Annotated in this window: 11 protein-coding genes; 6 read left to right on the top strand and 5 right to left on the bottom strand. The window is 42.8% G+C overall.

Annotated elements, in window-relative coordinates; genetic code table 11:
* The first annotated feature begins 104 nt into the window (after positions 1 to 104).
* The 5 genes from rpsD (at position 105) to O0550_RS22970 (ending at position 6917) form a co-directional block, all read left to right on the top strand.
* Complete coding sequence (gene rpsD / locus O0550_RS22950; protein WP_003342518.1) at positions 105 to 701, top strand: 30S ribosomal protein S4; 597 nt, start codon at positions 105 to 107, stop codon at positions 699 to 701.
* 506 nt (positions 702 to 1207) lie between these two features.
* The gene (locus O0550_RS22955) at positions 1208 to 4303 is read left to right on the top strand and encodes a penicillin-binding protein 1A (protein ID WP_096887604.1); all 3096 of its coding nucleotides are present in this window, start codon (positions 1208 to 1210) and stop codon (positions 4301 to 4303) included.
* Positions 4304 to 4453: 150 nt separating this feature from the next.
* Positions 4454 to 5086 (top strand): GNAT family N-acetyltransferase, encoded by a 633-nt coding sequence (locus O0550_RS22960; RefSeq protein WP_022585826.1) that lies wholly within the window; start codon positions 4454 to 4456, stop codon positions 5084 to 5086.
* A gap of 36 nt (positions 5087 to 5122) precedes the next feature.
* Positions 5123 to 5770, top strand: a complete 648-nt coding sequence (locus tag O0550_RS22965) for a CBS and ACT domain-containing protein (protein WP_003342515.1) — start codon at positions 5123 to 5125, stop codon at positions 5768 to 5770.
* Positions 5763 to 6917 (top strand): acetoin utilization protein AcuC, encoded by a 1155-nt coding sequence (locus O0550_RS22970; RefSeq protein WP_035318664.1) that lies wholly within the window; start codon positions 5763 to 5765, stop codon positions 6915 to 6917. Before O0550_RS22965 ends, O0550_RS22970 begins: the two co-directional genes overlap by 8 nt.
* Before the next feature lie 142 nt (positions 6918 to 7059).
* On the opposite strand, the gene O0550_RS22975 is transcribed toward O0550_RS22970, so the two are convergent.
* The 5 genes from O0550_RS22975 to O0550_RS22995 all read right to left on the bottom strand — a co-directional run bounded on the left by O0550_RS22975 (position 7060) and on the right by O0550_RS22995 (position 11592).
* Positions 7060 to 7911, bottom strand: a complete 852-nt coding sequence (locus O0550_RS22975) for a VOC family protein (RefSeq protein WP_003342513.1) — start codon at positions 7909 to 7911, stop codon at positions 7060 to 7062.
* Between the two features lie 267 nt (positions 7912 to 8178).
* Positions 8179 to 8421, bottom strand: a complete 243-nt coding sequence (locus O0550_RS22980) for a glutaredoxin family protein (RefSeq protein ID WP_022585822.1) — start codon at positions 8419 to 8421, stop codon at positions 8179 to 8181.
* A gap of 5 nt (positions 8422 to 8426) precedes the next feature.
* Positions 8427 to 9137 (bottom strand): 5'-methylthioadenosine/adenosylhomocysteine nucleosidase, encoded by a 711-nt coding sequence (locus tag O0550_RS22985; RefSeq protein ID WP_003334836.1) that lies wholly within the window; start codon positions 9135 to 9137, stop codon positions 8427 to 8429.
* A gap of 24 nt (positions 9138 to 9161) precedes the next feature.
* Positions 9162 to 10175 (bottom strand): catabolite control protein A, encoded by a 1014-nt coding sequence (gene ccpA / locus O0550_RS22990; RefSeq protein WP_022585820.1) that lies wholly within the window; start codon positions 10173 to 10175, stop codon positions 9162 to 9164.
* A gap of 322 nt (positions 10176 to 10497) precedes the next feature.
* The gene (locus O0550_RS22995; RefSeq protein WP_003334834.1) at positions 10498 to 11592 is read right to left on the bottom strand and encodes a bifunctional 3-deoxy-7-phosphoheptulonate synthase/chorismate mutase; all 1095 of its coding nucleotides are present in this window, start codon (positions 11590 to 11592) and stop codon (positions 10498 to 10500) included.
* Between the two features lie 265 nt (positions 11593 to 11857).
* Between O0550_RS22995 and pilM the strand changes: the two genes are divergently transcribed.
* Positions 11858 to 14044 (top strand): cell division protein FtsA, encoded by a 2187-nt coding sequence (pilM, locus tag O0550_RS23000; RefSeq protein ID WP_258427304.1) that lies wholly within the window; start codon positions 11858 to 11860, stop codon positions 14042 to 14044.
* Positions 14045 to 14194 lie beyond the last annotated feature (150 nt).

Genomic DNA, 14194 nt, shown 5'->3' on the forward strand with positions numbered 1-14194 from the left:
GGAGCACGATGCAGAAACGCTACCGTCTGAAGTTCGTGTATGAAGATGAAACTTGCCTTTTGGAAGTAAACACCTACGAATCCAACTTAAAGGAGAATGAGCATATGTCTCGTTATACAGGACCACGCCACAAGCTGGCTCGCCGTCTAGGTATCTCTCTAGATGGAACAGGAAAAGATCTTAAACGTAACTACGCACCAGGACAACACGGTCAAAGCCGTCGTAAATTGACTGAGTACGGTATTCAGTTACAAGAAAAACAAAAACTACGTCATATGTTCGGTGTAAACGAAAAGCAATTCCGTCGCACTTTCGAACAAGCTCAAAAAATGAGAGGCGTATTGGGTGAGAACTTCATGAAGCTTCTTGAATCCCGCCTTGATAACGTAGTTTTCCGTATGGGCTTTGCTGCAACTCGCCCAGCTGCTCGTCAGTTGGTTAACCATGGTCACATGACTGTTAATGGTAAAAAAGTTGACATCGCTTCTTACCGCGTACAACCAGGAGATGTTATCACTCTTCGTGAAAAATCTCGTGGCCTTGCTATCGTAAAAGAATCTTTGGAAGCTCGCACTTTCGTACCAAACTTCATCACTTTCGATGATAACAAAGTAGAAGGTACTTTCACACGTCTACCAGACCGTTCTGAAATGCCTGCTGAAATCAACGAAACTCTGATCGTTGAGTGGTACAGCCGTTAGTCTTTACTTGGAAACATCAAGCTTCACATCCTTTGGGTGTGGAGCTTTTTTATTTGTACGCGACAATATTCGATTAAATCCTCGCTTCCCATCCCCTAGGTCTATTGCGTTTATAAAGACTCTTATGTGCCATCAGCTATCTTAGGATAAAGTCAGAAACATCAAAATTTAGAGGAATAGCCTAGTATTTCGAAACCTTGACGTTACATTTGCGTCAATTATTAGGGAGAGTTTTTTCGTTTACGTAGCAATAGCTTATTTACAGGAAAAATCTAGTATAGAGAAGCTTATTTGCTGGAAAAGAGAGGTTCAGCTTACTCTATCATTCTATTTTTCATACGCCAGCTAGCATTGCCAGATATGGATGTGATTCTGACCTACAAATGCCTTCATTCATGGTTATCGGTCATTTTACACTCAAATTACCTATGGCTCGACATGATTCTACCCCAGTATTTTTACTTATGGTATAATGGGGCTGATCTTTTAAGGGGGAAAGGACGTATATGCAGAATAAAGATGCTTCTGCCAAGAGGCCTAGACGCAAAATAGGGCAGCGCGGCAGAAAGAAGCACCCTGTACGAGTAGTTCTTGCATACTGTTTTTTGTTAGGATTTATGGGGCTGTTTCTCGCAGGTGGAGTTGCTACGGGCTACATAGCCGCTCTTGTGAATGATGAGCCGATCCGAAGCAAAGAAGAGATTCAAGAGCTCTTGTTTAGCAAGTTTCAAACAGGGTTCGCCTACTATCAAGATGGTTCCTTGATCGGTCAGCTTCGAGCTAAGGGAGAAGATCGTCGGATGGTGAAGATTTCGGAGATTTCACCCGCGCTCATTAACGCCATCATTGCCACAGAGGACAAGTATTTCTATGAACATAATGGAATAGTTATTCAATCTACCTTACGTGGAACCATTCAAGAGCTTACTAAACAAAGTGTTATAACAGGTGGTAGTACTCTTACACAACAATTGATTAAACGTACCATCCTCTCACCTGAAGTAAGCCATAAACGAAAAGCGAAAGAAATTCTTCATGCCATACGAATCGAAAGAATGTTTAGCAAGAATCAAATTTTAGAAGCTTACATGAATGACGTTTATTTTGGTAAGGACGCCAATGGCTCTAACATTTATGGCGTTCAAGCTGCCGCAAAAGGGATTTTTGGCAAAGATGCAAGCAATCTTGATCTAGCCGAAGCCTCTTACTTAGCTGGACTTCCGCAGAGTCCTATGGCCTACTCTCCTTTTAACAAGGAAGGGTATCGTCGCGGACTGGAGCGCCAGAAAATGGTGCTAGAACGGATGAGAGAGAACAATTACATAACAGCTGCTCAACAACAACAGGTCCTCTCCACTAATTTACAGGCACATCTCGCCAAACCAGAAAAGCGTGCATACGCTGAACACCCATTCCTTATGATGGAAATTGAGGAACGTACTGCTGAGGTTCTGTTGGACCAAAAGCTAGCAAACGAAGGTCGTGATAAATCACAAATTGGCCGCAATGAATATCGTCAGCTCCTAGAGGAGCAACGACGTCAAATTCTCCAAAAGGGCTATCATGTGTACACGACTGTGCATAAGGAAATTAATACCGCCATGGAAAAGATCGCTGCTAATCCCAAAAACTTTGGTAGCAATCGTACCTATTCTGTGACACGTGGTGGAAAAAAGGAAAAGATCGAAAACGCTCTAGAAGAAGTAGGCGCAACACTCATTGATAACAAAACAGGTGCAATCATCGGCATGATGGGTGGCCGCGACTTTAACGTTGAACAAACCAATCACGCCACCGCCTCTCGACAACCCGGTTCAGCTATGAAACCAATCGCCGCATATGCACCAGCATTGGAGCTTGGTATCTTACAGCCGGGAAGCCCGATTGACGATTCACCTGTACTATTGGCAGATGGAAGTAAAGGTACTCACCTGCCGCTTAACTGGGACCGCAAATACCATGGTATGATGAGTGCCCGCGAAGCTCTGCGTCAATCCTGGAACGTACCAGCTATTAAAACGTATTTGAAAGTCGGAATTCCAACCGCTTTAAATTATGTGAAAAAAATGGGTGTCACCACTCTGGTCGATAGTGATAATTATGCGGCTACCGGAGTTATTGGTGGGCTAGCTTACGGTCTAAACAGCGAAGAAATTACCAATGCATTTTCTACATTTGCCAACGATGGAAACTTTGTAGATGCCTACATGATTCAAAAAATCGTGGATAGCCGGGGAAATACCATTTATGAACACAATGTCACACCTGTTAAAGTATTTAGTCCACAGACCGCCTATCTGATGACAGACATGATGCGTACCGTTGTCAACTCCGGTACTGGTGCTTCTGTGCGAAAATATGTACCAAAAGGCGTAGATATGGCCGGAAAAACAGGAACTACCAATGATTCCTACGATCTTTGGTTTGTAGGCTACACACCTGATGTTACCCTTGGTGTATGGACAGGCTATGATGTTCCAACTACCATTCCTGGTTCTGCACAACGCCGACCAATGGAAATTTGGGGTAAGGTGATGACAGAGGTCTTTAAAATTGATTCCAAAGTGGCTGACAAATCAGCGAAGTTTAGTAAACCAAGTGGCATTGTCAGCGCAACAATTGATAGCAAGTCCGGCATGTTGCCAAGTGAGCTATCGAAACAAACCGGCCACGTGATTACCGATTTATTTAATCAAAGATTTGTACCAACCAAAGTGGACGATTCTCATCAAAAAGTTCGTGTTGTTCAAGTCGGTGAGGTTCTCTATCTGGCGCAGGAAAATACACCAGATGATTTTGTAACAGAGGGCGTCTTCTTTAAGAGTCCAGAGCCACTCCCATCGTCTGATCAAATTTCTGCGAAAAATAGCAGGGTTGGAACTAAACCTGCCGATTGGGCAGAGCGGATGCCGGAAAAAGAAGATCCACGCGTAGCTGTAGACGGAACACCTTCTGCTCCATCAGGCGTTACTATTGCGAAATCAGGTAGTGGCACGACCCTTACGTGGAATGCCAGCCCAGAGCAGGATGTACTAGGCTATCGTATCTATCGTGCAAGCGCAAACGGTGGATTTGAGAAAATCGCAACCGTTAAAGACCCGAAAACGACAACGTACACTGATGCGAAACGTAGTGACCATGGTTACTATGTAACAGCAGTTGACCTTTCAGGTAACGAGTCTCAGGCATCTTCTACCTCAGGTGCAGGTGTGGATATCCCAGGTGATAGCAATCCGCCTGTACAGCCAAATCCTGACCACAATCAACCAGGCACGGAAGTAGATCCTATTGCTCCACCTGATGGCGGCCAAACAACGCCCCCACCAGTAGCTACTAGTGCACCGAGTAAAATCCAAGGCGTTAGTGCTTCTAAAACAGCAGATGGAATTAAAGTCAGTTGGAAAAAAGGTCCAGCGAAAGATCACATCGTTGCCTACAACGTTTACTATGCTATGAATGGTACAACGAACTATCAATTGATGGATTCCGTATCCGAACCAAGCTTTGTATTAACCACAAGTGAGCCTGGAGGTAGCTTCTACATCACTGCAGTGAATACCTATGGTGAATCTGCTCCTTCAGCCCATGCAAAAGTAAAATAAATAACCACAAAAAAGACTGTTGGGGCATCCATCCCGGCAGTCTTTTTTTATCCATGGCGGATTCTTGAATTTTCAAAAATATAAGACTCCTTTTGTGTGGAATAAGATATACTAAGCATGTAGATTCGTGGGAAGCGATGGTGAGGCCTAGTGATTCATAGGAAAACATTTTATCAAAAAAAAGTATGGGTTCATGATAACCAAATTATAATTGAAGGGCCAGTATGCTCTGAGGACTTGGCTACTATGGAATTTGATGAAGGTTTAAAAGCATTTCGCGCTCCCAAGCAACAACAAGAAGCACTTGTCGAAATTGCTGACCTGCCAGAAGGACGAATTATAGTGGCACGCCATGAAAATGTAGTTTTGGCCTACGTCACCTTCCTACATCCTGACCCACTGGAGCGTTGGTCTATGATTAAAATGGACGATTTGCTGGAGCTGGGAGCTATTGAGGTAAGCTCGAAGATTCGTAAAGGCGGTATAGCAAAGCAGATGCTAGAAGTGGCCTTTATGGACGATGCACTGGAGGATTACATTATATTATCAACAGAGTACTATTGGCATTGGGATTTACAAGGAACTGGTTTAAGTGTCTGGGACTATCGCAAGGTGATGGAAAAATTGATGGGCAGTGTCGGTATGATGTGGACGGCCACCGACGATTCCGAAATTTGCTCACATCCAGCAAACTGTCTAATGACACGCATTGGTAAACGAGTTCCGCTTGAAAGTATGACTACCTTTGACAGCATGCGATTTCAATCACGTTATATGTATTAAGAAATTACGCTCTTGATTGTTGAAAGGAGTTTGTTTATGCGTTTAGAAGACTTTATGCGCAAACAGGTAGTCACAGCTACCGCTACCACAAGTATAGGCGAAGCATTAGCTCTCTTAAAGCAAAATCGCATTCGCCATCTACCTGTCCTAGATAATCAAATCCTTGTCGGAATCGTCTCCGACCGAGACCTACGTGATGCACTCCCCTCTTCCTTATACGCTAGAGCCGATGATCATATTATTATGACCAAACCCGTACAAGAGATTATGAATACAGAAGTGATAACCGCCCACCCTCTTGATTTTCTTGAGGAGGCTGCCAAGACCATGTACGAGTACAAGGTCGGGTCGTTGCCAGTGCTTGAGGAGAATAAATTAGTAGGCATTGTTACAGAATCCGATATTTTATATAAAATGATTGAACTGTTTGGTGTAAACAAAGCCAGCTCCCAGATAGAAATCGAAGTAGAAGATCGCTACGGCGTGTTAGCGGAAGTAAGTCAGATTATCCGTGAGTCGAAAGTAAATGTTAGTAGCGTTATTGTGTTTCCCTCAGCTACAGAAGGGAAGAAAAATCTGGTTTTTCGAGTGACGACCATGGATACTCGTACGGTGACAAGCATGTTACGTGACAAAGGCTTTCATGTACTCGACCCGATCAGGGGGGAATTCCTACGTGACTAGTACCCCCCGTCTAATCTATTCAGCCGACTATACCAAATATTTTTTTCATGAGGAGCATCCCTTTAATCAAAAACGTTTATTACTCACATATGATCTCATGCAAGCTTATGGATTACTCACCCCAGAGAATATTATAGCTCCACGCTATGCCACCGATGAAGAATTACTGCTCGTACACGATCCCAGGTATTTAGAAATAGTCAAACGACAGGGCACTCAGCCAGAAGAATTGCCGCTTGCAGCTAGCTATGGCTTAGGAACCGAAGATGTCCCGATATTTGCAAATATGCATGAAGCTACATCTCTGATTGTGGGAGGAAGTATTTCAGCAGTCGATATCGTGATGAACGGACAGGCGGAGCATTCCTTTAATCCTGCCGGTGGATTGCATCATGCCTTTCGGGGGAGAGCATCTGGCTTCTGTATTTACAACGATTGCTCTGTAGCAATCGCATACATACGTAAACATTGGGATGCCCGCGTCTTATATATTGATACAGATGCCCATCATGGTGACGGCGTTCAATGGGCCTTTTATGACGACCCCAATGTCATGACGATCTCCCTGCATGAGACAGGAAAATATCTTTTCCCAGGTACAGGAAATGTTACGGAGCGTGGAGATGGCCAGGGCTTTGGTTACTGTGTAAATGTACCACTTGATGCTTTCACTGAAGATGATTCTTTCCTTGAAATATACGAGTCGCTCCTCCCTAGAATCGCACATGGTTTTCAACCTGATATCATCATTACTCAAAACGGTTGCGATGCCCACAACTACGATCCTCTCACACATTTGAGCTGCTCTATGCGTATCTATCAGCAAATCCCCCGACTTGCTCATAAACTAGCTCATGAGTTATGCCAAGGAAGATGGGTAGCCGTTGGCGGTGGAGGCTATGATATTTGGCGTGTTGTTCCACGTGCTTGGACGCTATTATGGAGCGAGATGACAGATCAATGGCTATCAGATGGTCCTCTTCCTACTGAATGGTTACAAAAATGGCTTCCGTACAGTCCCTTAGAATTACCTCCCTGTTTATTTGACGATGTGAGTGCGTTCATGACGATCCCAAGACGTGGAGAAATTAGCGAAAAAAATCGTCTCTCCTTTGGTAAAGCAATCTTGCATGCTCCTCATTTATAAATGATTGTCTCAGCCTTCTTATTTTTCTTTTAAAAAATAATCTCTAAAAGAGAAGAGTATTGTTACGTCTCCTCTCTAACACGATAAAAAGAGGTATGCAAATTCCAGCATACCTCTTCTCTTATCTATAACACCTACATTGTTACACGACTAAATGAATCGTATTGCCAAATGGATCTTTCGTAATCTTGATCCCGTTTTCTTCTGTGACAGTAGCCCCGAAGCTTTTTACCTGCTGAACCATTCTTTCTCTCGATTCCTCGTCAGGTAATACCAGCGTATAAGATTGTAAGCCAACGCTATTTGGGCTTGGCGCAGATGCACCGGCACTTACCCATGTATTCAAACCGATATGGTGGTGATATTTTCCTGTAGAAATAAAGAGTGCCTGGTTCCCATATCTAGATACAACTTCAAATCCAAGCCCTTTCGTATAAAATTCCTCCGCCTGCTGTAAATTGGCTACCTGCAAATGGATATGCCCCATAATCGTACCGCTTGGTAATCCCTTCCAAGTATCCTCTTTATTTTCTTGTAACACCCCTTCGATATCCAAAGCTTCCGTGCTCATTCCCACAGAATCGCCCTCCCAAACCCATGTCTCAGATGGTCGATCCGCATAAATTTCAATTCCATTTCCATCCGGGTCTGCCAAATAAACTGCCTCACTGACAAGATGATCAGAAGCTCCTTGTAGCGGATATCCTTCTTGTAGGAGGTGTAACAACGTGTTAGCCAAGTCGGCACGATTAGGAACTAAGAGGGCAAAATGATATAATCCTGTCTTCCATGGTTCTTTCGGTGTTACATGGTCTGGCTTCTCAATTGTTACCAGAGGAGTTTTTCCATTAGCAGTAAAAACCACTTTTGTTTCTGTTTGATCGAGAATCTTAAGCCCTAACATATCTTTGTAAAATGCTATAGAACGCTCTAGATTTTCAATGATAAGGTGAACCTGACTTACAAATGTATATGGATAACCATGGAAATTCATTCTTTCCAACCCCTTTTGCTCGATATATGGAATAACATCTTTTTTTATTATTGAATAAAAGTAAGTTGATTACTTAATGTAAGTATATATAATATCAATGTCCTTGTCAATTCATTATCTATCGTAAATTTTCATGAGGAATTCCCCCTCCTCTGCCTGAAAAAGAAAAACGGATTCGTACGATGCATAATGCATACGATACAAACCCGCTTTTGTCAGTTAAGCGACCCTTACCATTAAGTATGAGTATATCTGCTTATTTTTATGTTATTTTGATTTTCCTAACATTTGTAAAATACCATCAGGCTGGTACCCTTTTACTGCTTTCCCATTCACGACAGTAACAGGAACACCCATAAACCCGAATGCTTCTACCTCTTCCTGATACTGGCTACTGCTCATAACGTCTCTCACTTCATAAGAAACGGATTTCTCATCTAGCATTTTTTTAACCATATCGCATTCAATACAGCCCTTTGTTGAGTATATAATTGCCCTTGATTGACTCATTTTTGTTAAGCCCCCTCTTTTTTCATCGTATGAAGCATGTTCCTTACCATTTGATAGGAACGCTTGGAAGCAAGCTTCGTAAATTCAAGGAAATTAACATGAGCTGAACCATCTGCACAATCAGACATCGCACGTACAATAACAAAAGGCACCTCATTCATGGAGCATACCTGAGCGACTGCTGCCCCTTCCATCTCTGTGCATGATGCTTGGAATGTTTCCGATAATTGCTGGACTTTTTGGCGATCTGCAATAAATTGATCACCTGAGAGGATTCGTCCTGTAACAATCTGAATATCAGCTTCTAACTGATGGCCAGCATTTATTGCTAATTCCTTCAATTTATCATCTGCGATCCAACACCATGTTTTCTCAAAAGGAATCTCCCCTGGTTTGAATCCAAGTGAAGTGGCATCGATATCATGCTGCATGCAATCTGTGGAAATAACAATGTCACCGATGTTTAAATCTGGATGGACAGCACCAGCCACACCAGTAAAAATCACCTGACTTACCTGAAATTCCTGAATGAGGATTTGTGTGCAGACAGCAGCATTTACTTTACCTACACCTGATTTGCAAAGCACTACTTTTTTCCCCAGAAATTCACCTATATGATAAGTGATACCCGCTTTTGTGACGGTTTCTTTATTTTGCATGTCTTCTAAATACAAAGCGATCTCCTCGTCCATCGCTCCCATGATTCCGATAGTCATCTTCTCACCCTCTATCCCGCGTAACTATTCTTCTGCCATTTCCTTCGTACTTTGACGATACTCAATCCGATGCGGCAATAACACAATATGATCTTCAACTTGTTCATTATTCATATACTTGGTTAACAATCTCATCGCAACGGCCCCAATATCATACATTGGTTGAACAACTGTGGAAAGACGAGGGCGTACCATCTCTGCTAACCGCACATTGTCGTGACCAATTACTTCTACATCCTCGGGTACAGAGTGTCCCAAATCCTGAACAGCATGAATCGCACCTATTGCCATTTCATCGCTGGCTGCAAACACGGCTGTTGGAGGTTCTGCTAGTTTCATGAAGTCTCCCATGCTTTGAAGACCTGATTCATATCGGAAGGAACCATTAGCAACCAATTGTTCATCATACGGTAATCCCGCATCCAATAACGCTTGTTTATAGCCCTCAAAGCGCACGAGTCCTTCTAACGGGTATGACATTGGCCCTGTAATGATCGCTATACGTTTATGCCCACGTCTAATTAAGGCCTGAGTAGCATCATAAGCCGCTTGGAAATGATCTATTGTCACTGCTGGTAGCTTTCCTTCTGGATCGCGAGTAGCCGCTAGAACCGTTGGAATGGACGCCGTTTTTAAGGAATGAAAATGATCTTCTTTGATCTCGGCTCCCATGAATAACAATCCATCCACCTGTTTTTCTAATAAGGTATTGATTAATTGCAATTCTTTTTCTAAGCGGTGATCTGAGTTACAAAGAATGATATTGTATTTATACATGGTAGCGATATCTTCAATACCCCGTGCTAGCTCAGAAAAAAACTGACTGGAGATATCCGGAATAATAACCCCTACCGTTGTGGTTCTCTTGCTTGCTAGACCCCTTGCTACTGCATTGGGGCGATAACCTAGACGTTCAATAGCGGTCATTACTTTTTTACGTGTTAATGGCTTTACATTCGGATTGCCATTAACGACCCTTGATACAGTTGCCATCGATACTCCTGCTTCACGTGCTACATCATATATTGTAATTGGCATATTACGTCCACCTATCTTTTCCAGATTATACCTTTCAGTATTATTTTCATAAATTTATAGCCATATAATACGATATGATACCCATAGTTGCAACCGTTTTCTCAGCCTACATTTTTCCTATTAACGGCATGATTTCGCCGTTTTTGGTCCTTTTGTCTCTTGATAGGCTGGTTCCATTAGCACAGAACCCGCCGGAAACCACCACCCTGCACTCTCTTCAAGCTATGTATAACATCTACTTCTGACTCACCCTACCATAAGAGAAAAGCAGACCGCTCCAATGAGAGGCCTGCTAGGGTTACACACGGTTTTGGTTCTGCTTTTATTTCAAAATAGCGGTTTCTGGTTTGTAAAGACCAGAAGCATAAAGTTCATCTAGCATTTCATTGAAAGCTGGGATCGTTAGCTGTTGTTTTGCATCGGATAATGCTACATCTGGATCAGGATGAACTTCAACCATGATACCATCAGAACCTACTGCCAAGCCCGCTTTCGCTGTTGGAAGCAATAGGTCTCGGCGGCCAGTCGAATGAGTCACATCTACAAATACAGGTAAATGAGTCTCTTGTTTTAAGATTGGCACAGCAGAGATATCAAGGGTGTTGCGGGTTGCTTTTTCATACGTACGAATACCACGTTCGCAAAGCATTACCTGCGTATTTCCTTCTGATAGAATATATTCAGCAGCGTAAATGAATTCCTCGATGGTCGCTGAGAGCCCACGTTTTAATAAGATAGGGTGATTAGTACGACCCGCCGCTTTTAGCAGTTCGAAGTTTTGCATGTTACGTGCACCAATTTGAATAACATCTACATATTTTGTCGCCATTTCAAGATCAGCAGGTGTTACGATCTCACTAATTGTTACTAAATTAAACTCGTCGCCGATGCGTTTCAGAATCTCTAATCCTTCCACTCCAAGCCCTTGGAAGTCATATGGAGAGGTACGCGGCTTGTATGCACCACCGCGAAGCACACGCAATCCCTGTTTCACGTGATTTTCAGCTACAGCACGAACTTGATCATAGCTTTCTACTGAGCATGGGCCGGCAATCAGAATCTTCTCTTTTCCACCAAATTCCACGCCTTTAATAGTAAGAACCGTATCCTCTAGTTGTTTTTTACGGCTTACTAGTAGAATTTTCTTATCCTCATCCTTTTGCAGGTCAAGAGAAGCACTAAAGATTTGTTTGAATAAATGACGAATAGCCTCGTCGCTGAATGGTCCATTGTTATTCTCTACAATTAGATTCAACATGTCGCGTTCACGTTCTGGATCAAAACGATTCACGCCCTGCTTGCTCTTCTCTTGGCCTAGCTCTTGAACCAAAGAGGCACGCTTGTTGATCAATTCTAATAATTGCAAATTAATTGTGTCCAATTGGCGGCGAATGGCCTCAATTTGTTCATTTCTCATCTCTACTCCACCCTTCTACTTTTTCCCTTATCGTTTGCAAATCACAGTATGGTTATACATAAGACGTTCTGAGTTATCTGTTATTATAGTAGATGATTAGACGTTTGACCAGCCCTTTAGTACCAAAAAGCGCGAAAGTAATTGTTACAAGCTACATTTTTTTTGAAAAAGGTTAATTTAATGGGGTTTTATTATCTTTAGAAGCTAGTATATGATAGAGAAAATACGTAAATCTTCCATTCCAAATGGGAAGGAGACATTTCATTTGCTAGAAGAACATGCAGATAAGCAAAATAACACTCTTTTTGCTTTAGATATTGGTACCCGTAGTGTAGTAGGACTTATCGTTGAACCGCTTGAAGAGAAAGACAAGTTTCAAATTAAAGACTGTTACATTTTAGAGCATAAGGAACGCTCTATGCTGGACGGACAAATCCACGATGTACTTGCAGTCGCTGAAATCATCGAGAAGATCAAGCAGCATCTATCTGAAAAACACGGTCCCTTACAAGAAGTGGCAGTAGCAGCAGCAGGACGCTCGCTGAAAACAAAGCGCGTGCGCTTCGAGCTTCCTATCTCCCATTTACCCGTGTTGACCAAAGACGATGTGCTTACTCTGGAGTTTTCTGCGGTACAAAAGGCACAGGCAGAATTAGCCCAAGAACTGAATGAATTGGATATTACACGCTATTATTGCGTAGGGTACAGTGTGGTTAACTACTATTTGGATGAGGAGATTATCGGTAGCCTAATCGATCAACGTGGAACAAACGCTTCTGTTGATGTTATCGCAACGTTTCTTCCACGCATGGTTGTAGATTCCTTGTTAGCAGCTCTCAAACGAAGTGGTCTGGAAATGAAGGCCCTTACCTTAGAGCCGATTGCTGCCATTCATGTATTGATTCCTACTACGATGCGTCGATTAAACATAGCACTTGTTGATATCGGTGCTGGTACCTCTGATATTGCTTTAACAGAAGATGGAAGCATAACGGCTTATGGCATGGTGCCAACAGCCGGAGATGAGATTACAGATGCTCTTATGAATGCTTATTTACTGGATTTTCCTGTTGCAGAAGAGGTAAAGCGCCAGCTACACGATCAAGAAACCGTTCAGTTCCACGATATTTTAGGAATCGAACAGGAATTAGCTACAGATCAGGTCATTGCGGCTATTGATTCTGAAATCGAATCTCTTGCTGAACAGATCGCTCATAAAATTTTGGAGCTGAATGGCAAGGCTCCTCAAGCAGTTATGTTAATTGGGGGCGGAAGCTTAACTCCGACTCTGCCAACAAAGGTAGCCCAGCATTTAGGATTGCCAGCTAATCGTGTTGCAGTTCGAGGTGCTGATGCCATCAAGCAATTTGTTGGTGAACATCCCTTGCTAAACGGGCCTGCATTTGTAACACCTGTTGGAATTGCTCTCGCTGCACATTCCCAACCGATTCGTTATGTAACGGTTACTATTAATGATACACCTGTAAGGCTCTTTGATCTTCGGAAAATGACTTTAGGTGACGCGCTCCTAGCGGCTGGTATGGACATTAAACGGCTTCATGGCCGTCCGGGTCTAGCTATGTCAGTCAATGTGAATGGACGTCTTAAAATCATCCCCGGAGGACATGGAACCTCTCCTACCATTGTAATCAATGGTCGAACAGGCTCACTCGATTCTCTTATTTCTGATGGAGACATCATTCGTGTAAGTCCAGGTGAGGATGGTATGGAAGCAACTGCTTTGGCTCAGGATCTCATTGATTCAAGTCAGGTACTCCCCCTCACAATTAATGGCGAGGAGTTGTTACAGCCTCCTATTGTTTTACATGAGCGCATCATTCTAAAAAGCGATGCCTTGCTTTCTGATCGAATGGATCTGGAGATGCGTCTGCCTAAAACCGTCGGGGAAGCCATACAGTCCAGCAGGTTTGCCACATTGATACAGGAGGTAGCTGAAGCTCCTTTATTTACGATTACATGTAATCATCAAACCTATTCTCTTTCTTGCAAAGAATTACATATTCTTTTAAACGGCAAAAAGGCTACTCTATTGGATTTGGTTCATTCACAAGATACCATCCATTGCGAGGTTCACGATTTAGAGACCCCAACAATCGGTGATTTGGTAAGTCCAGAGGATATGGTTCAGGAGACTGTAAATGTTTATGTAAACGACCAGCTTATCTGCCTAGAAACAGGTCACATGGATATACAGCTCAATGGTAATCCTGCTACCATTGAAACCCAGCTTCAGCATAACGATGTGGTAACGATACACTCCACAGTAGGAGAAGCACCTATGGTAAGCGATATATTTCGTTATATAGAAATTCCCGCTCAGCCGATTGGAACAAACCAGCTACCTACTTTCATCATGAAGGTAAATCATGTAGCAGCTTCCTTCCAAACCCCTTTAGTAAGTGGGGATAAAGTAGAACTATACTGGGAGTAAAATAAGAAAGACCCCATGCTGAAGATGGGGACTGACCCCCGTTTGTAGGACAGGGATCAAAACACCTTACAAGTTTAAGCAGCCAGTCGTCGGAATTCAACCGGTGACTGGTTGTTTAGTTTTGTTTGAATGCGAATTGAGTTATAGTAA

Origin of the sequence: Brevibacillus halotolerans (genome assembly GCF_026891775.1) — a bacterium.
In the GTDB taxonomy this organism is placed as follows: domain Bacteria; phylum Bacillota; class Bacilli; order Brevibacillales; family Brevibacillaceae; genus Brevibacillus_B; species Brevibacillus_B halotolerans.

Excerpts from the sequence above, each read along its gene's own strand:
- O0550_RS22975 (WP_003342513.1), bottom strand. The coding sequence starts at position 7,911 with ATGAATTTCCATGGTTATCCATATACATTTGTAAGTCAGGTTCACCTT.
- rpsD (WP_003342518.1), top strand. The coding sequence starts at position 105 with ATGTCTCGTTATACAGGACCACGCCACAAGCTGGCTCGCCGTCTAGGT.
- O0550_RS22995 (WP_003334834.1), bottom strand. The coding sequence starts at position 11,592 with ATGAGAAATGAACAAATTGAGGCCATTCGCCGCCAATTGGACACAATT.
- O0550_RS22955 (WP_096887604.1), top strand. The coding sequence starts at position 1,208 with ATGCAGAATAAAGATGCTTCTGCCAAGAGGCCTAGACGCAAAATAGGG.
- ccpA (WP_022585820.1), bottom strand. The coding sequence starts at position 10,175 with ATGCCAATTACAATATATGATGTAGCACGTGAAGCAGGAGTATCGATG.
- O0550_RS22985 (WP_003334836.1), bottom strand. The coding sequence starts at position 9,137 with ATGACTATCGGAATCATGGGAGCGATGGACGAGGAGATCGCTTTGTAT.
- O0550_RS22965 (WP_003342515.1), top strand. The coding sequence starts at position 5,123 with ATGCGTTTAGAAGACTTTATGCGCAAACAGGTAGTCACAGCTACCGCT.
- O0550_RS22980 (WP_022585822.1), bottom strand. The coding sequence starts at position 8,421 with ATGAGTCAATCAAGGGCAATTATATACTCAACAAAGGGCTGTATTGAA.